The sequence below is a fragment of the Streptomyces bicolor genome (assembly GCF_000719285.1).
In the GTDB taxonomy this organism is placed as follows: domain Bacteria; phylum Actinomycetota; class Actinomycetes; order Streptomycetales; family Streptomycetaceae; genus Streptomyces; species Streptomyces bicolor.
The window spans coordinates 237,396-256,275 of sequence record NZ_JOFS01000005.1 but is presented as its reverse complement, the minus strand read 5'-3'; the positions used below and the strand labels follow the sequence as shown (position 1 = coordinate 256,275).

Below are 18,880 nucleotides of genomic sequence, written 5' to 3'. Positions count from 1 at the left end.
AGTGGGGATCATGACGACGAGTGACGCGATCGTGGTGCCCGAGCTGTACTCCGGCTACCCCGGCGTGGCCTTCGGCGGCTATGTCGCCGGGGTGCTGGCGGAGAGGTCCGGGGCTCAGACGGTGCGGGTGGACTTCCGTGGGCCGGTGCCCGTCGAGGTCCCCGTGCGGATCGCCGAAACGGCGGGCGGGGGCGTGGAGTTGGGCGAGGCCGAGCGGCCCCTTGCCGCGGCGCGCCCCGCCGAGTTGCCGCTCGACGCGCCTGCCGCGCCCTCCTGGGACGAGGCGGCCGCCGCGGCCGAGAGGTTCCGGGCGGCGCCGCCGTCGGGTGTCGTCGACTGCTTCGGCTGCGGCCTGCGCGCCGCCGACCGGGGTCTGCGTGTGTACGGCACCCCGGTGCCCGATCTCGACCTGGTGGCCTCCGCCTGGATCCCGTCCCCCGCTTTCGCCGACCCGGACGGCCTGCTCCCGACCCGCCTGGTCTGGGGCGCGCTGGACTGCCCGGGCCACTGGGCGGGCCGCTTCCTCGGCACCCAGCGCCCGGGAGCGGTCACCGCGGCGCTCACCGGCACGGTTCTGCGGCCGGTGACCGCGGGCCAGCCGTACGTCTCGTACGCCTGGCTGCTGGCGGAATCCGGCCGAAAGCACACGATGGGCGTGGCGCTCGCCACGGCCGAGGGCGAACTGTGCGCCGTCTCAGAGGCGCTGTGGATTGACCCCAGACCAGCCTCCTGAAGCCGCCGCTGGTCCTCTCGCCGCGTCCGGTCGGCTGCCTCGCCCGGCACGTCGTTACTCACGGCACGCCCGACCACGGCCTACTCCCCGTCCCGCGCGCGTTCAGGGGCGCCGCCAGCCATCGTCTCGGAGATGCGAACCTGCCTGCGGTCCCATCCGTACCATCCCCCCATCCACCACCCATGAGGCACCGGTGACATAGGACGCGTCCGGACCGGCGAGGAAGGCGATCACGGCTGCTACCTCGCGGGCGTCGCCCGGGCGCCCCAAAGGCACGCCGGGCCGCCGTTCGGTGCTGACGTCGGTGTCCGTCTGACCCGTCATCGGTGTGGCGATCTCCCCGGGAGCGACGGCGTTGACGGTGATCCCGTGCTCGGCCAGTTCCAGCGCCATGACCTGGGTGAGCAGCCCGAGCCCGCCCTTGGCGGCGCAGTACGGCGCCGCACCCACGCGTGGCTGGTGCTCGTGGACACTGGTGACGTTGATGATCCGGCCACCCTCTCCCTGATCGATCATGCGGTGGGCAGCGCGCTGTCCGCACAGGAACGGCCCCACCAGATCGACGTCGATGACCTGGCGGACGGTGTTCAGGTCGAGCTCCAGGAACGGGGTCATGGTGCCGGTGCCGGCGTTGTTCACCAGCACGTCGATCCTGCCGAGTTCATCGGCCAGCCGGTCGATGACCCCGGCGGCCTCCGGGAGCCGGGTGAGGTCCAGTTGCTCGATCGTGGCGCGGCGCCCGGTGGCCCGTACCTCCTCCGCCGTCCGCTGGGCCCCCTCGTGATCGCGGTGCCAGGTGATGCCGATGTCCATGCCGGCCTCCGCCAGCCGGACCGCGGTGGCACGGCCGATACCCGAGTCCGATCCGGTGATCAGGGCCACGGGGGCGGTTCGGGAGCCGGGGGTGTCGTGATGCGGTTCCATGAAGGCTCCAGTGTCATGTCTGATGCAGCGGGAGGCGTACGGCCGGAGACACCCGACCCGCCATGGTGTGGACGGCCACGCTTCCGGCCACGCGGCGTCATTCACCCTCCGCATACCTGCTGTTCCGTTGCCCGAGCACCGGCACTGCGTACCCCTCGGGGATCCCACGACACTGGGCTCGACCGGCCAGATCCCCGGCACCCCGCGTTTCCCGACCAGGTCGGCGGGCACCCGGCGACCATGAATCGGAGTCGCGGCCCGCACTTCGACAGCTCACTCGCCCTTCTCGCCAAGGGGTACGCCTGGCTCCGGTGGCGGGTTGACGCAGGGCGGCCTGGCCCAGCGAGCGAAGGGACACGCCATGGACAAGCGAACCCGCTCCGACACGCCTCGCCGGGGGCAGACCAGGGCTACCAGCTCGGCTCTGCTCGGCATCTATCTCAACGACCATCTGGCAGGCGCCACCGCCGGGGTCGATCGTGCACGTCACAGCAGGCGCCACCGCCGGGGTCGATCGTGCACGTCACATGGCACGGTCGTACGGCGGTTCGTCGCTTGCCACGGCGATGGCGCCGCTCGCCGGCGAGATCGCCGAGGACCGGGCGAGCCTGCTCGAGATCATGAGGCGGCTCGACATCCCGGTGCGGCACTACAAGGTCTACGCGGGCCAGGTGGCCGAGCGGGTGGCGCGGTTGAAGAGCAACGGCCGCCTCGTACGCCGTTCTCCGCTCAGCCCGCTACTGGAGTTGGAGGCGCTGCGCCTGGGGGTCGAGGGAAAGACCGCCGGATGGCAGGCGCTGCGCGAGCTCGCCGACCGTGAGGAGCGCCTCGACGCTCACCTGCTCGACGACCTTCTCGAACGGGCCCGGCGACAGCAGAGCACGCTGGAGGAGCTGCGCCGCCGACAGGTCACGGCAGCACTCCAGGAGACGTGACACGGCGTGATGCGGGGCGGCGAGGTCAGGCCTCGGGGTGCGTCGCGCGGAACCTCGCCACCGTGGCGACCTGCGTCAAGGCGCCCGTCAAGGCGCCTCTCGGCCGTGACCTGTGTCTTCGGTGGCCTCGACGCCCTCCAGTGGTTTGCCCGCCGTCGTACCGCGCTCGGGCTGGTATCCCTCTGTGGCACTCGCCGTACCCGGCACCCTTCGCTTCTGTGCCTGCCTCTCGGCGCCGGAGTGCGCTCCGGGTTCTTCGGCGCTGCGCGCGCGGTCGTAACGGTCCCCGCGGTCCTTCTTCTTCCTGGTCATGCCCGCCCTCCCATCAGGGTCGGATCGTGCAGTCTTGCTGGGTTCCCCGGTACGGGCACCGGAAACGGCGATGCGTGACCAGGTGGACGGCCGGGCATCGGCAGGTCAGCGACCGACGGTCCTCGTTCGCCGCGGGTCTCGGCGATCAGCATGTCGACACAGGCCTGCAGACCCTCCCGTCGCGCCGCACGGCGCATGCGCTGAGCGGCGCTTCCGTCCGCGAGGGCCGCTTCGGTCAGTTCGCGGACGATGTGCCAGTCTCCGTGTGCCTCCAGCGCGGGGCGCAGCCGGAGGAGCAGCTTCCGGACGACCTGGCGGGCCGGTGCTTCCTGGTGTGTCTCGGGGTCCACCAGCATGCCTTCGAGCCCGGATCGGGCGGCACGCCATGACGCGCCCCGCAGCCACTCGTGCCGGCCCCCGCACCCAGGGGCGCCGCGTGTGCGCAGCCGTGCGCGGGCCTCGGTCACCAGAGCGCGGAACAGCCCGGCGATGAGCACGACGGTTTCCGCGCGGGGGCAGGCGTCACATGTGCGCAGCTCCAGCGTCGGCAGATGGGCCGAGGGACGGACGTCGTAGTAGATCATCCCCGGGTCGCTGATGATTCCGGACCGCACGAAGTCGTCCACCGCCGCGTCGTACTCGGCGGCGCCGGAGAAGCAGCCGACCGGCCCCGCAGTGGGCCAGCGCTGCCACAGCAGAGTGCGCCAGCTCGCGTACCCAGTGTCGGCACCCTGCCAGAACGGCGAACTCGCGGAGACGGCCAGAAGTACGGGCAGCCAGGGTGAGACCTCGCACATGGCCCGTACGGCGGTGTCGCGGTCGGGCACGTCCACATGGACCTGGGCACCACAGATGAGCTGCTCGTCGGCGACCTTGCGGTACTCCTCCGCCATGTGGCGGTAGCGAGCGTCGGCGGTGGGGCTCGCCGAGGCCGCGGGTGCCAGCGGAGCGGTACCCGCGGCCACCACGGCCAGCCCCAGTGAGGAGGCGGCCGTGTCGAGCTGCCGTCTCATGCTGGTGAGGTCGGCGTGCAGGTCGTACAGGGATGTGTGTACCGCGCTGTTGGACTCCACCGTGCACTGATGCAGTTCGGTGGTGAAGGTCCGCCGGGGAAGCTGTCGCAGCACCGCGTCGGCACGCGGCACGAGCAGCCCGCTCTCCGCCTCCAGGACGTGGAACTCCTCCTCCACTCCGATGCGGATGGTCACGGTCACTCCTAGGAATCCGAGCGCCTGCCGGCAGGGGAGGTGACGACCCGGCCCTGGGCGGATGGGGCGGCTGGTGGTGTGCTCTGAGTTCCCAGCTCCCGGCTGGATAAGCTCCACCGTGCGCATTTGATGCGCCAACTACTCAGATGAGCAGTCGCCAGGGGCGCGTACCGCGTGACGAACGGGGTGGAGGGGTACTCGCCGGGCGAAGATGCCAGGCGCCTGCCGAGGAGAAGCCGATATGACTGTGCGTGATTCCGTGGTCGTGATCACCGGAGCCTCCAGCGGCATAGGACGGGCCACCGCCGTCGCCTTCGCGCGCAAGGGATGCTCGGTCGTCCTCGCCGCGCGACGGACGGAGGCCCTGGGGGCGGTCCGGCGGAAATGTGAACGCCACCGCGGCGCGCAGGCGCTCGTCGTGCCGACCGACGTCACGGACGCCGGTGCGGTCGAGGAGCTCGCCCGCCGAGCGGTGGAGCGGTTCGGCCGCATCGACGTATGGGTCAATGCGGCGGCCGTGACCGCGTTCGGCCCCTTCCAGGAGACTCCGCTGGAAGACGTCCGCAAGGTCCTGGACGTCAACATCATGGGATACGTCCACGGTTGCCGCGCCGCCCTGCGGGTGATGCGGGAGCAGGAGCGCGGCACGCTGGTGAACGTCTCCTCCGTCGCCGGCGTGGTGAGCCAGCCGTACACCCACGCCTACGGCATGTCCAAGTACGCCGTGCGGGCCCTCGGCGCCAGCCTGCGGCAGGAACTGGGGCTGGAGAAGGCGAACGACATCCACGTGTGCACCGTGCTGCCCGCCACGATCGACACACCACTGTTCGAGCATGCCGCGAACTACACCGGCCGCAAGCCTGTGGCCATGCCGCCGGTCTACAGTCCCGAGCGCGTCGCCCGTGTCATCGTGGACCTGGCGCGGGCGCCCCGGCGGGAAGTCGTGGTCGGGCCCATGGGGCGCTCCATGGTGCTGGAGTCCAGGGTGGCGCCCGGCATGACGGAGCGGATGATGGCGCGGCAGGCGGACAAGACCCATCTGTCACGGAAGGAATCCGCTCCGGCCGGCCATGGAAACCTGCACGTACCGGCTCCCGGACAGGGGGCCACCCACGGCGGGTGGGGCGGACGGCGCCGCACGATGATGCGCCGACTGGCCGTCGCCACGGTGACGGCGGGGGCGGTGGCGGGCGTGGCACGAGGGGTCAGGCCCCGCTGACCAGGTAGTCCACGCACGAGTCGACCACCACGGCCGGCACCCGCGTCCGTGCTGCCGCTCTAGGCCCCAGGCATGCTCAGCCCTGTACGTCGGCGGCCCCCCGATCCTGCGCGGAGGAGCACCTCAGCGCGAGGGCCGCGATGTCGTCGTCGAGCCGTCCGCCGCTGTGCTGGAGCAGATCCCGGTGCAGTTGGTCGAGCAGTTCGCGGGGCTGCAGCGTGCCCTGACGCCGCATCCAGTCCGGCAGCGGGAAGAACTCGCCGCTGTGGTCCCGCGTCTCCGATACACCGTCCGTGTACAGCAGCAACTGGTCACCCGGGCCGAAGGCGACGATCTCGACCCAGTAGCGGTCGCCGATGAGCGCCGCGAGGTTGAGGGGCGGGGAGGCGATGGCGGGCTCCAGGACCCGGACCTTCCCGCAATGCGCGATCAACGGCGGAGGATGCCCGCAGTTGAGAAGTCGCAAGTGGCCGCCGCCGTGCGGGATCTCGGCGAGGAGAGCGGTGGCGAAGTGCTCGGGCTGGTCCTGGGCGGGAAACGCGGCGCTGTGGCGCGTGACGGTGGTCTCCAGGCGATGGATGATGCCCTGCAGGTCGGGCTCGTCGTACGCGGCCTCCCTGAAGCAACCGATCACCGCCGAGGCCGCCCCCACTGCGGACAGACCCTTGCCCCGTACGTCGCCTATGAGCAGCCGGACCCCGTACGGAGTACCGATCGCCTCGTAGAAGTCGCCGCCGATCCGGGCCTGTTCCTGGGCCGCCAGATACAGCGACTCGATCTCGACGCCCTCGATGCGCCGCGGCAGCGGGCGCAGCAACACCTTCTGGGCCGCGTCGGCGACGAGCCGGACATGGAAGAGCATGTCCTCCCGCTGACGTCGCACATGACTGCCGTAGGCGGCCGCCAAGGTGACCGCGATGATCGCGGCCGATGTGTACTGCGTCCCCAGATCGGTGTGGAAGAAGCTGAGGACGATCATGACCAGCAGACAGAACGCCCCGAGGAGGATCGTGGGGAGCACGGGCCACATCGCGGCGGCAAGGGCGGGTGCGGCGGGCAGGAGTCGGCTGACGGCTATCTCCCTGGGCGTGGAGAACGCCAGGGCGGCGATGAGGACGGTCAGGACCACGGGTGACAGCCGGGCAGCGTCCCATCGGCCACTGTAGGCGGGGCGGCGGCGCCACAGCCGTGCAGACATGATCACAAAATGCATCATATCGGCCTAAGCGGACATCGAGCGCGGAACGATCATGCGCCGTCGGCGGGAATTCGCGGCGGGCGACCATGCGCGCGGGAGCCGAGGTGACGCAACGCATGACCGCATGGACGCCCGAGGTCAGCCGAACAAGGGTTGCGCGAGCCCTGGCCACCGGGGATCACCGATGTTAGAAAGGTCGCATGGCGAGCCGTTTCGCCCGTTTTCGACACCTATCGGTTAAGCGCCTGATCAGCAGGAGCACGCGGAGCGTGGCCGGCCAGGTGTTGGTTTTCCAAGTGGCTCTGGTGGTGCTGCTCGTCACCTGCGGCGTCTTCGCCCTCATCCTGCAGTCGGAGCGGGACACCAGCGCCGAGGCCAGGCGCCGCTCCACGGCCGTGGCGCAGACCTTCGCGCACTCACCAGGCGTCCTGGAGGCATTGCAGACCCCGGATCCCAGCAAGATTCTCCAGCCGCTCACCGAGGCGGCACGCCGGGCCGCCGGCGTCGACTTCATCGTGGTCATGAACACCGAGGGCATCCGGTACACGCACCCCTTGCCGGACCGCATCGGAAAGCGGTTCGTGGGCGAGATCGGGCCGTCGCTGGCGGGCAAGGTCTACGTGGAGAACGTCAACGGCCCGCTCGGTCGCGAGGTGCAGGCCACGGTCCCGATCGACAACGACGACGGCGAGGTGGTGGCCCTCGTCTCGGCCGGGATGAAGGTCAAGAGCGTCGAGAGTCAGCTGGCCCGGCAACTGCCGATCATCCTGGGCGCCGGGGCTGGCGCGCTCGTGTTGTCCACCGGCGTGACGGCGCTGGTGGGCAGGCGGCTGCGGCGGCAGACACACAGCCTGGCCCCGGACGAGATGACCCTGATGTACGAGCACCACGACACGGTGCTCCACTCCGTTCGGGAAGGCGTGCTGATCGTGGCCGCCGACGGGCGCGTGATGCTGGCGAACGACGAGGCCAGACGACTGCTGGAGCTGCCCCCGGACGTCGAGGGGCGGCTCGTCTCGCAACTGCCGGGCCTCGATCCCGAGACGAAGGCGCTGCTCGCCTCCGGGCGCGAGGCCACCGACGAGGTGCACCTCGCGGGAGAGCGGCTGCTCGCGGTCAACCAACGGCCCACGGATCGTGAGGGAGGCCCCAAGGGAACGGTGGTGACGCTACGCGACTCCACCGAGCTGCAGGCGGTGACCGGCAGGGCGGAGGTGGCACGGGAGCGGCTCAGGCTGCTGTACGACGCCGGACTGCGTATCGGTACCACCCTGGACGTGCTGCGCACCGCCGACGATCTGGCGCGGGTCCCCATTCCTCGCTTCGCGGACTTCGTCACCGTGGACCTGGCCGACGCGGTCCTGCACGGCGAGGAGCCGGCTCCCACGGCGACGGACATGCGACGCGCGGCCGTGTGCGGCATCCGGGACGACCATCCGCTCTCCGAACAGGGCCGGCTCTTCGACTACCTTCCCGCCACGCCCCAGGCGCGCGGCTACGGCAGCGGCCGCTCCCAGTTGGTGAGCGATCTGCCGACCGCCATGGACTGGCGCGTGCAGGACCCCGAGCGTGCCAAGGCGATCATCGACTACGGCATCCATTCCCTGATCACCGCCCCCATCCAGGCCCGTGGCGTCGTGCTGGGCATGGCCAACTTCTGGCGCGCGCAGCAGCACGAGCCCTTCGACGAGGAGGACCTGTCACTGGCGGAGGAGCTGGTGGCCCGCGCCGCGACCAGCATCGACAATGCCCGCCGATACACCCGCGAGCACACCCTGGCCGTCACCCTCCAGCGCAGCCTGCTGCCGCAGGCCATGCCCGAGCAGAACGCCCTCGACATCGCCTACCGCTACCTTCCCGCCCAGTCGGGTGTGGGCGGTGACTGGTTCGACGTGATTCCCCTGCCGGGGAGCCGGGTGGCGCTGGCCGTCGGCGATGTGGTCGGCCACGGCCTGCACGCCGCCGCCACGATGGGACGGCTGCGGACCGCGGTACACAACTTCTCCACCCTCGATCTGCCTCCCGACGAGCTGCTGAGCCACCTGGACGACCTGGTCGGGGGCATCGACCAGAACGAGGCGGCGGAGAGTGCGGCGGGCGTCGTGGGCGCCACCTGCCTGTACGGGATCTACGACCCCGTGACGCGCCGCTACGTCATGGCGCGCGCGGGGCATCTGGCGCCCGCGCTGGTCCAGCCCGACGGGACCGTCACCTTCCCGGACGTGCCCGCCGGTCCGCCCCTGGGCCTCGGCGGCATGCCGTTCCAGACCGCGGAGCTGTGCCTCGCGGAGGGAAGCCAGCTCGTCCTGTACACCGACGGTCTCATCGAGGACCGCAGGCGCGACCTGGACGTCGGAATGGAACTGCTGCGCGATGCGCTCACGGGCCACCCCGGCCGCCCGCCCGAGGAGACCTGCCAGGCCGTCCTGGACAGCCTGCTCCCCGGGCGTCCCAAGGACGACGTCGCCCTGCTCGTCGCCCGCACCCGGGAACTGCCGCGCGACCGGATCGCCGACTGGGATGTACCCCGGGACCCGGCCGCCGTCGCCGGTATGCGCGACGCTGTCTCGCAGAGGCTCGAAGCGTGGGGCTTGGCGGAGTTCGGCTTCACCATGGAACTCATCCTCAGCGAGCTGATCACCAACGCCATTCGCTACGGCGCCGGGCCGATCCATGTACGGCTGATCCGCGACCGTACGCTGATCTGCGAGGTGGCCGACGGCAGCAGTACCTCACCGCATCTGCGGTACGCCGCGACGACGGACGAGGGAGGCCGGGGCCTGTTCCTGGTGTCGCAGATGGCTGAGCGCTGGGGCACCCGGTACACCCCACAGGGCAAGGTGATCTGGGCCGAACAGGCGCTGCCCGAGGTCACCCAGCGGCCCGCCCCGACACCGGCCGACGCACACACGCCCCCGGGCGACGAGGCAGCCGACTGAGGGCGAGGACCGGAAAGCCGGCGGCGGACACGACGAGGGCGGAGCTCAAGCCCCCGGTGGCGCCGGCGATGGCGACGGAGACGTCGACCATGCCCTGGGTCCTGGCATGAGTGGCCGGCGGCACGGCGTCCGTTGAGGTCGAACGCGCCGGCCCACTCGGTGTCGTCGACATCGAGGAACCCGACCGTCGCCCCGTCCCCGCCTCCCACGTTGTTCACCAGCAGGTCGATGCCGCCCAGCTCGGCGAGCGCGCTGTCGATGAGGGCGGAGACTCCCTCCGCGGTGCTCAGATCGGCCGCCACCGCGTGCGCGCCGGTTTCCTTCAGCTCGGGCGTGATGGTGCGGGCGGCGCCCACGACGCGGACACCCGCCGGGCGATCGACGCGTGCGGCACACCCGCGCGGCGCTGCAGCGCGCGCTGACCGACCTCGTCGAGGAGCGGGATATTTCCCAGATCAGCGTCGCCGACGTCGTCGACCGGTCCGAGGAGAACCGCTCCTCGGACCGACGGGAAGCGCCCGCGTCATCGAACACGTACGCCTGCGCACCATGGCGGCCGCCCACGCCTCCGGGCAGCTTCCCACCCCGCACGACTCCGCATCGCCGGACACCGCGGACCCCTCCGGCATCCCGCACGACGTCCCCGCGGCGTTCGTCGCCGGCGCACTCATCGGCGTGGCCACCGACTGGCTGCGGCGCGGATGCCCGGGCACACCGACCGAGATCGCGAGTCGCTCACCTGTACCGGCCACGACACCGTGCTCCATCCAGCGTTAGAGTGCCGTCGCTCCCCACGCCCCACTGAAGGCCATAGGAAGGCAGCGCGTCCCGTGAACCACACCTACGAGTCCACCGGCTCCGTCGGCGAGCGCCGCCTGCAACACCTTCTCGGCACGGCCGAGCAGGCCGCCACCTTCTACGACCGCCAGGTGCAGACCCGTCTGACCCCGCAGATGGCGGACTTCATAGGGCGGCAGACCATGGCGTTCCTGTCCACGTCGGACGCCGGCGGCGCCTGTGACGTCACATTCCGTGCCGGTCCCCCCGGCTTCGTCACCGTGCTGGACGACGGCACCCTCACCTACCCCGAGTACCGTGGGAACGGGGTCCTCGCCAGTGCCGGGAACATCACCGAGAACCCGCATATCGGCCTGCTCTTCGTCGACTTCACCCATGACCACATCGGCCTCCACGTCAATGGCGCGGCTCGGCTCCACCGGGACGAGGAACAGCGCCGGGCCTACCCCCACCTTCCGGTGGACACCGCTCCAGGACGCAGGCCCGAATTCTGGGTGCACATCACGGTGGAGGAGGCGTATGTGCACTGCTCCAAGCACATACCTCATCTCGAGCCGGCACCGCGTCCACGCCCGGGCGCCCAGCGGCCGAAGGATGCCGACTACTTCGCGCCCCGCGCCGAGCACCAGTCCCCGACGTACGAGGGCGAGCAGACGGCGGGAACTCACACCCGAGCGCTGCCGGGCAGGGATTGACCCGGCACCACGTACACCGTGGCCTCCGCGCGGCAGGTCGCGCGGAGGCCACGGCATGGGCGTCACTGCTCCCAGGGACCATGACCCTCACGTGTCGACGAGGCCCCGGGCGCGCTGTCAGGGCGCCATCTCGTACGCCCCGGACAGTGCCTCCACCCGCTCCCAGACGCGCTGCGAACGTGCTTCGTCGATGACGGGGCGCCGAACCGCACCCAGTGCCCAGCTCTGCTGATCCGCAGTGGCGGAGTCCTTGCCGTAGAGCTCGACGGCGAAGGCGGAGAAGTCGCGGACGAGGACGGAGAACAGCTCGTCGAGCACGTCCTCGTCGAGGTCCGTCAGGCGGGCCTGCTCCAGGATCAGCTGGCCGTGCACGACCAGCGCGAACAGTTGGCCGACGGCGAGGAGAAGGTCGAGGTCGCGGCTCTGCTCCTCGCCGGGGGCCGCGGTGGTGACGAACTCGCACAGGGCGTCGGCCTGCTCCCGGAAGCGGGCGACGTTCGGCACGCCGGCGTATGCGTCGTAGGCGGGACGCCAGTCGTGGAAGCGCACGGAGCCGAGGCCACGGGCCGGTCCCTGCTCGAAGAGGAACGTGTCGTCGGCCGCGTCGAGGCGGGTCGGCACGGGCGCGAACTCGGCCGGGTGCAGGAGGTGGTTGCGCATGAACTTGAGGATCAGCGCGAGGTTGACGTGCACCGTGCCTTCGAGCTTGGGCAGCCCTCGGATCTCGACGGCGGCCTCGGCGAAGTAGGTGTCCTTCTCGAAGCCCTTGGCGGCGATGACGTCCCACATCAGGTCGATGACCTTCTCGCCCTCCGTGGTCACCTTCATCTTCGTCATCGGGTTGAAGAGCAGGTAGCGGCGGTCGTCCGGCGAGGCGGCGCGGAAGTAGTCGACGGCGCGGTCGCTGAACAGCTTCATGCCGACGAGGCGGACGTAGGCGTCGGCCAACTCGCGGCGCACGTGCGGGAAGGCGGTGACGGGGCGGCCGTACAGGATGCGATTGTGCGCGTGGGTGACCGCCTCGTACATCGCGTGCTCGCAGATGCCGATCGAGGCGGTGCAGAGATTGAACTTGCCGACGTTGACGGTGTTGAGGGCGGCGTCGAAGGCGGCGCGGCCCGTGTGCAGGACGTCGTCCGGGCCGACCGGGTAGTCGGCGAGGCGGAACTCGCTGACGTACTTCGAGGAGTCGACGACGTTCTTCACGAGGTCATAGGCCGGGTGGCGGCTGTCGGCGGCGAAGAAGACGTAGCCGTCCGGGCCCTCGATGTCGGTGCGTCGGCCGAAGACCGAGACGAGCCCGGCGGCGTTGCCGTTGCCGATGTAGTACTTGGAACCCGTCGCCCTGAAGCCGCCGTTGCCGTCCGGCGTCAGCAGCATGTCGGTGGAGTAGATGTCGGCGCCATGGGTCTTCTCGGAGAGGCCGAAGGCGAACACCTCACCCTGGGCGAGGAGTTCCGTCGCGCGGGTGCGGGCCGCGGTGTTGTCGCTCTGCCAGACCGGTCCGAGACCGAGGATGGTCACCTGCCATGCGTACCAGTAGTCGAGACCGTAGAAACCGAAGATCTCGTTGAGCGCGGCGATCCGGGCCGTGTCCCAGCGCTGGTCCTTGTGGGCGGCGGCGGACGCCGGGGTGAGGAAGGTGGCGAACAGGCCTTCCTTGGCGGCGAACGCGAGGAAATCGGCCAGCCAGGCGCGGGAACGGTAGTCCTCGATGAGCCTGCGCTTGCCGCGGTCCTCGAACCAGTCGACGGTGGCCCGCAGCAACCTGCGGGTCTCGGGGTCGAACTGCGCCGGGTCGTACGTGCGCGGGTTGAACAGGAGGGAGTCGGCCATGGAGGTCCGCCTTCCGAGGGTTGAGGGTGATGAGGGTGAAGGCTGCGGAATGCCGGCAGCGGCAGCCGACAGTTCAGCTGTCCGGGTGTGGCGTGCCGAGCCGGCGGAGGGTTTCGAGTACGTCGTCGAGCCAGGCGATCGTCATCCGCTCGAACGCGATGCCGCCGCGCAGCACGACATGCTGCAGCTCCTGACCGGCGTCGAGCGGGGTGAGGGCCGTCGGGCCGGTGAAGTCGCGCAGTTCCCCGGCGAGATAGTGCGCTAGCCGGTCGCTGTGCACCTGGCGGTGCCGTTCGACCTCACGGATCAGCACGGACGGGTCGTCGAAGGCCGCACCCCGGATCTTCACGGCGAGCTCGTGCCGGATGCTCTCGGGTTCGATCGGTTCGTGCAGCCACTGGGAGAGGGCGGCGCGGCCGGGGCCCACGACGGAGTACTCCTTCTTGTCCGGCCGACTCTGCTGCGGCAACGCGCGCACGGCGAGCAGACCGTCGCTCTCCATGCGCTTGAGAACGCGGTAGATCTGCTGGTGCGTGGCGGTCCAGAAGTATCCGATGGACCGTTCGAACCGCCGGGCCAGCTCATAGCCGGAGCCCGGCTTCTCCAGCAGGGAGACGAGGATCGCGTGCTCGAGCGCCATCCCTCGATCCTGCTATGCAACTCGTTGCATAGCCAAGGGGTGCCGGCCGGGTGAGACAGGGCTCACGCGGTGCGGTGGCGGACGGCTCGCCCACCGCACCCGCGTGGCCGGTGCCAAGCCGCCCGCCGCACGGCCGTCATCCCGAGCGGACCCAGGCCGACTCCGGCACATGCAGACGCTCACCCCCGAACCGTGTACGCAACGCGCGATCATGCGTGACGAGGACGACAGCGCCCGCGTACTGGGCCAGCGCGGCCTGCAGTTCTTCGACCAGCGCTGGGGAGACGTGGTTGGTCGGTTCGTCGAGCAGCAGGAGATCGGCGGGCTCGGACACCAGCCGTGCGAGGTCCACGCGGCGGCGCTGGCCGTATGACAACTCGCCGATGCGCAGTCGGAGCTCTGCCGGGCGGAAGAGCCCGAGGGCCAGCAGGGCGTGCGCGTGCTCGTCGGCGGAGCCCACCCGGCCCAGCGCGAACGCCTCCACCACCGTCAGGTCCGGCGGCCAAGGCGTCTCCTCCTGACGTAGATGACCCACCCGCCCCGGCACCCGCACCGAGCCCTCATCGGGCCGCAACTCCCCTGCGAGCAGCTTCAGCAGCGTGGTCTTGCCGGCGCCGTTGGGACCGGTGACCAGCAGCCGGCCGGAGCGGCCGAGGGTGAGGGAGTCCAGGTGCAGGCGGTCTCCTACGCGTACGCCCGACAGCTGTACGGAGGGGAGCTGCGCCGCTGACTCATCTGCGCCGGCCCCCGCCGTCTCGATGCGCGCGGTGAAGGTCAGCGGCTGCGGTGGCGGCACGACCGGGTTCGCCGTCAGCCGGTCGACCCGCTCGCGGGCATTGCGGATACGGGCCATCGCGCCGTGCGCCCGGCCGCGCGCCCTGAAGCCGCCGTGGCCGAAGTTGGCCAGCGGGGCCTTGCGCGGAATGCCGTCGAGGCGAACCGCGTGGCCGGCGGCCAGCCGTTCATTGCGGGCCAGCTCGGCACGCCACTCCTGGTACTCCTGAAGTCGGCTGCGGCGTTCCGCGGCCTTGGCGGTGCGGTAGCCGGCGTAGCCGTCTCCGTACCGGGTGACCTTTCCCGCCTCGGCCTCCAGGACCGTGGAGGTGAGGCGCTCCAGGAAGACACGGTCGTGGGTGACCGCGAGCACCGTGCCGCAGTGCGCCCGCAGTTGCGCCTCCAGCCACTGAACGGCCTGGTCGTCCAGGTCGTTGGTCGGCTCGTCCAGGAGCAGCAGCTCCGGGCGGCCGGCGAGGACCGCGGCCAGGGCCAGCCTTGAGCGTTCGCCACCGGAGAGGGTGCCGAGCCGGCGGTCGCGGCGGAGGGCGGGCAGGCCGAGATGGTGCAGGGCGAGGTCGACGCGGTGGTCGGCGTCGTAGCCCTCGCGCGCCTCGTAGCGCTGGAGAATGTCGGCGTACGCGGCGAGCGCCATCGGGTCCGCGCCGTCGCCGAGTGCCTGCTCGGCCCGGCGCAGCTCCGCCTCCAGTGCACGCAGGTCCGCGAGAGCCAGGTCGACGGCATCCTGGACGGTGGCGGTCAGGGGCAGGGGGATGGTCTGCGGCAGGTAGCCGATGCCGCCGACGGCGGTGACGGTCAACTCGCCGCTGTCCGGGCGTTCCTGGCCCGCGATGAGCCGCAGAAGGGTGGACTTGCCGGAACCGTTCTCACCGATGAGCCCGGCCTTGTCGCCCGGCTTCAGAGTGAAGGACACCTGGTCGAGGACGGTCCGGCCGGGATAGCGCTTGGTGACGTGGTGAAGGGTGAGTTGTGAGCTGCGCATGAACGGGTCCCTCCTTGCCGCGGGCTTCGGTGGCCCGGGCCGGATCGGGTGGATGAGAGGGCACGGTGGGGCGCGGCGATGGCGGAGCGGTGCTCTACGCCATCGGCGCCGGCTATCTCACAGGGAACCCATGCGGAGGACGGTACGGCAAGACGGAGGGATTGGCAAGACGATACGTCTCGTATCAACGACCGGTCGTGCGACGCTCCAGCAGGGTTGCCTCCATCTGGCGCTGTCCGCGGCGCACTTGGTGCCGGCGGTCACCCCCAGTGGCACCGGCTCCCGCCCCGGGGAACCTCCCGCCCAGCCCTGGGATCAGCACCGCCGCCACCGCAATGTGCATCAGAGCGAGGGAGACCCGAGTGCCGCCGTCCATGCCGTCGCCGATGAACGGCAGGAAGGACACGGCCGGTACGGCGCCGGCCACCCCGGGTCGTCGACTCGTCGCGGCCCGCGCCGCGCACCGTGCCGGGGTGCTTGCCGCCGCCATACCCCAGCGAGCCGAGGATCGCGCCCATCCTGGACATGTGCGCCTGCAGCGCCTCGGCCATGCAGGCTGCAGCAACTCGTCCTTGTCGGCGAAAAGGAGCGGCGGACGAGCCGGCTAGCGCGCCACGCGGTAGCGGAGGTAGACGACTTTCGAGCCAAAGGTGCGCGTCTCGACGAGTTCGAGATCCACCCGGCGCTCGCGCTGGGGAAAGAACGGAATGCCACCACCGACCAACACCGGGTGGACCCTGACCCGGTACTCGTCGATCAGACCCAACGCGGCCGCCTCGGCGGCGAGAGTCGCGCCGCCGATCGCGATGTCACCCTCCCCCGGCTCGGCTCGCAACCGCTCGATCTCCTCCGCCAGGTCGCCGGAGGCCAGACGGGCATTGCCCTGCACCGCCGACAGCGTGGTCGAGAACACCACCTTTGGGAGCGGCTTCCAGAGCGCGGCCCACTCGAGCCTTGAGTCGTCGAGTGACGGATCCTGGTCGGCGGTCTCCCAGTACAGCATCGTCTCGTACAGCCGTCGCCCCAACAGGTGGACGCCGACCAGTCGAATCTCGTCGATCCAGGAGCGAAAAGTCTCCTCGTCGGGCTCCGTCCAGTTGAAGTCGTCGTCCGGCCCGACGATGAAGCCGTCAAGTGAGACGTTCATCGAATAGGTCACGCTGCGCATCAGCAGTCCTCCTCGGTAACGGGTTCGACAGTACGACCCCGGACGCCGCTGACGGCACGCTCGACGCGCTCGCCGAACTGGAGCGCCGGATGGTCGAGGGGCCTCACCTTCGCGGCATCGGCTTGGCGGGCGCCCGTAGGCAGCCGTAGCCGACTCACCGTGCGGGCGGCCACCACTCGAACAGCAGCATCGTCGCGTCGTCCCGAAGGCTGCCGGGCTGAGCGTCCAGGATCGAGTGGATCAGCCGCCGAAGGGTTTCCGGCGCCAACTCGCCCGCGGCGGTGGCCCGGATGATGTAGTTGGTGAACTGCTCCAGACCGAACAGGTCACCATCCCGAGTACGGGACTCGGTGACTCCGTCGGTGTAGAGCAGCACCCGGTCGCCGGGCTGCAGGGCGATCTCATGCGTGTGCCGCGGGCGCTCGGCGAACAGGGACGGCAGCCCCATCGGCGGATCGGCATCCCGTTCCATGGCATCGACGAGCAGGCGCTGGTCACGGATGAGCAGCGGCGCGGGGTGTCCGCAGTTGATCCAGCGCAGCACGCCGCTCGCCAGGTCCAGTTGGGTGAGGACGCCGGTGCAGAACTGGTCGGGGAGCCACCGCGACAGGGCGTCGTCCACGCTCTGCACCAGTTCCGGCAGGTCGGCCCCGGTGCGCCGGGCGTTACGGCAGGCGGCCAGTGACACCGCGGTGGTCAGTCCCGAGGCCAGGTTGTGGCCCATGGCGTCGAGGACGGCGGCGTGCAGTGTGGTCTCGGTCAGGGAGTGGTCGAATGCGTCGCCACCGAGTTCGTAGGCGGGTTCCAGTACGGCCGTGGACACGACGTGCGCCGTGCCGATCGTTCGGGGCGGCAGGAAGGCGCGCAGCATCTCGGCGGGAAGCTGCATCGGTTCGGTGCGGGTCCGCCGTACGAAGGAATCCTTGTACGCCCGCTTGGACGTGATCATCATGGCGAGCAGCGTGGAGAGCGTGCGGCTGCGGCGCAGCGAGAGCGGTGTCAGGGTCGGGGAGTGCACCGCCAGTACGCCGAGCCGCTCGGCGCCGTCCACCAGTGGGAGCCAGGTCGTGATGCCGCCGGCCTCGGACTCCTCCAGGCGCAGGGACTGGGTTCGATACGCCCAGCCGGCAAGCGAGTCGTCGATCGGCAGCGCGGAGGCCACATCGGTCAACGGGACCAGCTGGCGCTGCTGCAGGTCGGCGAGGTAGACCACCGCCTGTTGCAGCCCCAGGGCCTTGGCACAGCGGACCACCGCGGTGGACAGGTCCAGCGCCGAGTTCTTCGGCTCAGCGAGGAAATCCTCCAGGAGACCGTCACCGGGCTCTGCCGTCACCACCTCGTCTCCTCTCGTCGGGCCGCTGCACGCGCGCGTGGTTCGGTCGCGTCGTTCAGCAGTCTCACATCGAGGCCGGTGGCCCGCGCGGCGACTGGATCAGACGGAGATCAGGAAGTCTTCGGCTCTGCAGGTCACGGCGCGGGGCGGGCGGCGCGGTCCCGGCCATGTGCCGACAACGCCGCACAGATGTGCAACCCGTGAGTTGCCGAAGGACTCACTGCCTGCACCGCCCTGCCTGGTCGGCCTTTCTGAGGAGAGTCAGCGCGAATCGATCGCAGCTTCAGCCGCTGCCTTGATCCGTGCGCCGAAGCTGTCGGCATCCTTGCGTGCGGCAGCGAGCGCCAGGCCGACGAGGAGCTTGCCAAGGCCATGGCCTTCCAGAACGTTGAAGATGCGGACCCGAGTCCTACCGTCCGGCAGCGGCTCCAAGTCGTAGCCGCCTTCCCGGGCCGTAACGCTGTTCTTGGACACCTCGGCCCATCGGATCCTCACCGGGGCTTCGAGGTCGGTGATGCGGAACTCCCTGGCCGTCTTCATCCCGGCGTCCTTGACCGTGCTGCGGAAGACCGTACCCACGGCGGTCGGGGTTTCGGGAACCCGCTCGATCCTGAGCACGCGGGGGCTGAACTGCGGATCGTTGCGTCCGTCGGCGAGGTAGGCGAACACGGCTTCGACAGGTCGATCGACCTCGACCGTCGCTTCGAACTGACCTGACATGAGCACTCCTCACTCGCTGGAGTCGCAGCGTGTCCGCGACTCTATGGGGCCACTGGGCCTGTCGCGAGGCGAACGGCGCGACACCGAGGACGCGGGGTTCTGGGGAACGCAGCTCGTCACGCGGCGCTCCGGCGGCGGCAACCTGCGGACTACGGCCGGCGGCCGGCCTGCTGTGGCCTGACGGCTCCCGAGCACCTCCCGCAGCTCCGTGAACTCCATCCGGCCGACCAGCAGTCGACGACATGACGGCCGCCCAGATCCGGTGGGCGGCCATCGGCACGAAGACCGCAGGTACCGGTTCCGTTTCCCCCTTCCAGGCTCAACTCCCGCATGACCGAACGGACGTGTGGCACCCCCACTACACATGCATGAATTGCCATATGTTAATGTCCACATCTGTAGCCCGCGGAGCAACACGGGCAACCAGGAGCACAGAGCAAGGAGC

General features: G+C 70.3%; 17 protein-coding genes and 4 pseudogenes. 7 read left to right on the top strand and 14 right to left on the bottom strand.

Annotation, left to right across the window (positions count from 1 at the left end; translation table 11 throughout):
* Window positions 1–10 precede the first annotated feature (10 nt).
* Complete coding sequence (locus IF78_RS0107325) at window positions 11–733, top strand: hotdog fold domain-containing protein (RefSeq protein ID WP_031479782.1); 723 nt, start codon at window positions 11–13, stop codon at window positions 731–733.
* A 102-nt stretch (window positions 734–835) separates the two neighbouring features.
* On the opposite strand, the gene IF78_RS0107320 is transcribed toward IF78_RS0107325, so the two are convergent.
* Window positions 836–1,657, bottom strand: coding sequence for an SDR family oxidoreductase (locus IF78_RS0107320; RefSeq protein WP_051827545.1), 822 nt, complete (start codon window positions 1,655–1,657; stop codon window positions 836–838).
* Between the two features lie 527 nt (window positions 1,658–2,184).
* Here IF78_RS0107320 and IF78_RS43405 point away from each other — a divergent pair.
* Window positions 2,185–2,592 carry a hypothetical protein gene (locus IF78_RS43405; RefSeq protein ID WP_324617265.1) on the top strand — a complete coding sequence of 136 codons (408 nt, stop codon included), beginning with the start codon at window positions 2,185–2,187 and terminating at the stop codon, window positions 2,590–2,592.
* An 87-nt stretch (window positions 2,593–2,679) separates the two neighbouring features.
* Here IF78_RS43405 and IF78_RS45805 read toward each other — a convergent pair whose 3' ends face one another.
* Both IF78_RS45805 and IF78_RS0107310 read right to left on the bottom strand, forming a co-directional pair.
* A complete protein-coding gene (locus IF78_RS45805) occupies window positions 2,680–2,904 on the bottom strand; it encodes a hypothetical protein (protein ID WP_078662343.1) in 225 nt (74 codons plus the stop codon).
* Window positions 2,901–4,112, bottom strand: a complete 1,212-nt coding sequence (locus tag IF78_RS0107310; RefSeq protein WP_234439782.1) for a carboxylate-amine ligase — start codon at window positions 4,110–4,112, stop codon at window positions 2,901–2,903. Before IF78_RS0107310 ends, IF78_RS45805 begins: the two co-directional genes overlap by 4 nt.
* A 241-nt stretch (window positions 4,113–4,353) precedes the next feature.
* Between IF78_RS0107310 and IF78_RS0107305 the strand changes: the two genes are divergently transcribed.
* Window positions 4,354–5,331, top strand: coding sequence for an SDR family oxidoreductase (locus tag IF78_RS0107305; RefSeq protein WP_031479776.1), 978 nt, complete (start codon window positions 4,354–4,356; stop codon window positions 5,329–5,331).
* 76 nt (window positions 5,332–5,407) lie between these two features.
* On the opposite strand, the gene IF78_RS0107300 is transcribed toward IF78_RS0107305, so the two are convergent.
* Window positions 5,408–6,529, bottom strand: coding sequence for a PP2C family protein-serine/threonine phosphatase (locus IF78_RS0107300; RefSeq protein ID WP_234439781.1), 1,122 nt, complete (start codon window positions 6,527–6,529; stop codon window positions 5,408–5,410).
* Window positions 6,530–6,729: 200 nt separating this feature from the next.
* On the opposite strand from IF78_RS0107300, the gene IF78_RS0107295 reads away from it, so the two are divergent.
* Window positions 6,730–9,468, top strand: a complete 2,739-nt coding sequence (locus IF78_RS0107295; RefSeq protein WP_199921383.1) for a SpoIIE family protein phosphatase — start codon at window positions 6,730–6,732, stop codon at window positions 9,466–9,468.
* Here IF78_RS0107295 and IF78_RS49495 read toward each other — a convergent pair.
* Both IF78_RS49495 and IF78_RS45795 read right to left on the bottom strand, forming a co-directional pair.
* Window positions 9,401–9,601, bottom strand: a pseudogene (locus tag IF78_RS49495) (hypothetical protein); the annotation flags it as partial. The gene IF78_RS0107295 and the pseudogene IF78_RS49495 overlap by 68 nt on opposite strands.
* Window positions 9,600–9,854 (bottom strand): annotated as a pseudogene (locus tag IF78_RS45795) (SDR family NAD(P)-dependent oxidoreductase); the annotation flags it as partial. The pseudogenes IF78_RS45795 and IF78_RS49495, both read right to left, overlap by 2 nt.
* A 163-nt stretch (window positions 9,855–10,017) precedes the next feature.
* Between IF78_RS45795 and IF78_RS49105 the strand changes: the two are divergent.
* Window positions 10,018–10,245 carry a TetR-like C-terminal domain-containing protein gene (locus IF78_RS49105; protein ID WP_031479768.1) on the top strand — a complete coding sequence of 76 codons (228 nt, stop codon included), beginning with the start codon at window positions 10,018–10,020 and terminating at the stop codon, window positions 10,243–10,245.
* Window positions 10,246–10,298: 53 nt separating this feature from the next.
* The gene (locus IF78_RS0107280) at window positions 10,299–10,961 is read left to right on the top strand and encodes a pyridoxamine 5'-phosphate oxidase family protein (protein ID WP_031479766.1); all 663 of its coding nucleotides are present in this window, start codon (window positions 10,299–10,301) and stop codon (window positions 10,959–10,961) included.
* A gap of 117 nt (window positions 10,962–11,078) precedes the next feature.
* Here IF78_RS0107280 and IF78_RS0107275 read toward each other — a convergent pair whose 3' ends face one another.
* From IF78_RS0107275 to IF78_RS0107240, 8 genes and pseudogenes are all read right to left on the bottom strand, one after another.
* Window positions 11,079–12,797, bottom strand: a complete 1,719-nt coding sequence (locus IF78_RS0107275) for an acyl-CoA dehydrogenase family protein (protein WP_031479764.1) — start codon at window positions 12,795–12,797, stop codon at window positions 11,079–11,081.
* 73 nt (window positions 12,798–12,870) lie between these two features.
* On the bottom strand, window positions 12,871–13,437 hold the full coding sequence (locus IF78_RS0107270) for a PadR family transcriptional regulator (protein ID WP_031479762.1): 567 nt from the start codon (window positions 13,435–13,437) through the stop codon (window positions 12,871–12,873).
* Window positions 13,438–13,573: 136 nt separating this feature from the next.
* The gene (locus IF78_RS0107265) at window positions 13,574–15,214 is read right to left on the bottom strand and encodes a TlrC/CarA/OleB/SrmB family ABC-F type ribosomal protection protein (protein ID WP_031479760.1); all 1,641 of its coding nucleotides are present in this window, start codon (window positions 15,212–15,214) and stop codon (window positions 13,574–13,576) included.
* 184 nt (window positions 15,215–15,398) lie between these two features.
* A pseudogene (locus tag IF78_RS47500) lies at window positions 15,399–15,647 on the bottom strand (DUF6069 family protein); the annotation flags it as partial.
* Window positions 15,643–15,762: pseudogene (locus IF78_RS50805) on the bottom strand (TetR family transcriptional regulator); the annotation flags it as partial. The pseudogenes IF78_RS47500 and IF78_RS50805, both read right to left, overlap by 5 nt.
* Before the next feature lie 56 nt (window positions 15,763–15,818).
* Window positions 15,819–16,382, bottom strand: a complete 564-nt coding sequence (locus IF78_RS0107255) for a dihydrofolate reductase family protein (protein WP_031479756.1) — start codon at window positions 16,380–16,382, stop codon at window positions 15,819–15,821.
* A gap of 154 nt (window positions 16,383–16,536) precedes the next feature.
* Window positions 16,537–17,718, bottom strand: a complete 1,182-nt coding sequence (locus IF78_RS0107245; RefSeq protein WP_031479754.1) for a PP2C family protein-serine/threonine phosphatase — start codon at window positions 17,716–17,718, stop codon at window positions 16,537–16,539.
* Between the two features lie 258 nt (window positions 17,719–17,976).
* A complete protein-coding gene (locus IF78_RS0107240) occupies window positions 17,977–18,435 on the bottom strand; it encodes an SRPBCC family protein (RefSeq protein ID WP_031479752.1) in 459 nt (152 codons plus the stop codon).
* Here IF78_RS0107240 and IF78_RS48285 point away from each other — a divergent pair.
* Window positions 18,434–18,616: a hypothetical protein gene (locus IF78_RS48285; RefSeq protein WP_158751292.1), complete on the top strand. Its 183-nt coding sequence runs from the start codon at window positions 18,434–18,436 to the stop codon at window positions 18,614–18,616. The two genes, IF78_RS0107240 and IF78_RS48285, sit on opposite strands and share 2 nt — an antisense overlap.
* Window positions 18,617–18,880 lie beyond the last annotated feature (264 nt).

Excerpts from the sequence above, each read along its gene's own strand:
- IF78_RS0107325 (WP_031479782.1), top strand. The coding sequence starts at position 11 with ATGACGACGAGTGACGCGATCGTGGTGCCCGAGCTGTACTCCGGCTAC.
- IF78_RS0107320 (WP_051827545.1), bottom strand. The coding sequence starts at position 1,657 with ATGGAACCGCATCACGACACCCCCGGCTCCCGAACCGCCCCCGTGGCC.
- IF78_RS43405 (WP_324617265.1), top strand. The coding sequence starts at position 2,185 with ATGGCACGGTCGTACGGCGGTTCGTCGCTTGCCACGGCGATGGCGCCG.
- IF78_RS45805 (WP_078662343.1), bottom strand. The coding sequence starts at position 2,904 with ATGACCAGGAAGAAGAAGGACCGCGGGGACCGTTACGACCGCGCGCGC.
- IF78_RS0107305 (WP_031479776.1), top strand. The coding sequence starts at position 4,354 with ATGACTGTGCGTGATTCCGTGGTCGTGATCACCGGAGCCTCCAGCGGC.
- IF78_RS0107300 (WP_234439781.1), bottom strand. The coding sequence starts at position 6,529 with ATGTCTGCACGGCTGTGGCGCCGCCGCCCCGCCTACAGTGGCCGATGG.
- IF78_RS0107295 (WP_199921383.1), top strand. The coding sequence starts at position 6,730 with ATGGCGAGCCGTTTCGCCCGTTTTCGACACCTATCGGTTAAGCGCCTG.
- IF78_RS49105 (WP_031479768.1), top strand. The coding sequence starts at position 10,018 with ATGGCGGCCGCCCACGCCTCCGGGCAGCTTCCCACCCCGCACGACTCC.
- IF78_RS0107275 (WP_031479764.1), bottom strand. The coding sequence starts at position 12,797 with ATGGCCGACTCCCTCCTGTTCAACCCGCGCACGTACGACCCGGCGCAG.
- IF78_RS0107270 (WP_031479762.1), bottom strand. The coding sequence starts at position 13,437 with ATGGCGCTCGAGCACGCGATCCTCGTCTCCCTGCTGGAGAAGCCGGGC.
- IF78_RS0107265 (WP_031479760.1), bottom strand. The coding sequence starts at position 15,214 with ATGCGCAGCTCACAACTCACCCTTCACCACGTCACCAAGCGCTATCCC.
- IF78_RS0107255 (WP_031479756.1), bottom strand. The coding sequence starts at position 16,382 with ATGCGCAGCGTGACCTATTCGATGAACGTCTCACTTGACGGCTTCATC.
- IF78_RS48285 (WP_158751292.1), top strand. The coding sequence starts at position 18,434 with ATGAGCACTCCTCACTCGCTGGAGTCGCAGCGTGTCCGCGACTCTATG.
- IF78_RS0107240 (WP_031479752.1), bottom strand. The coding sequence starts at position 18,435 with ATGTCAGGTCAGTTCGAAGCGACGGTCGAGGTCGATCGACCTGTCGAA.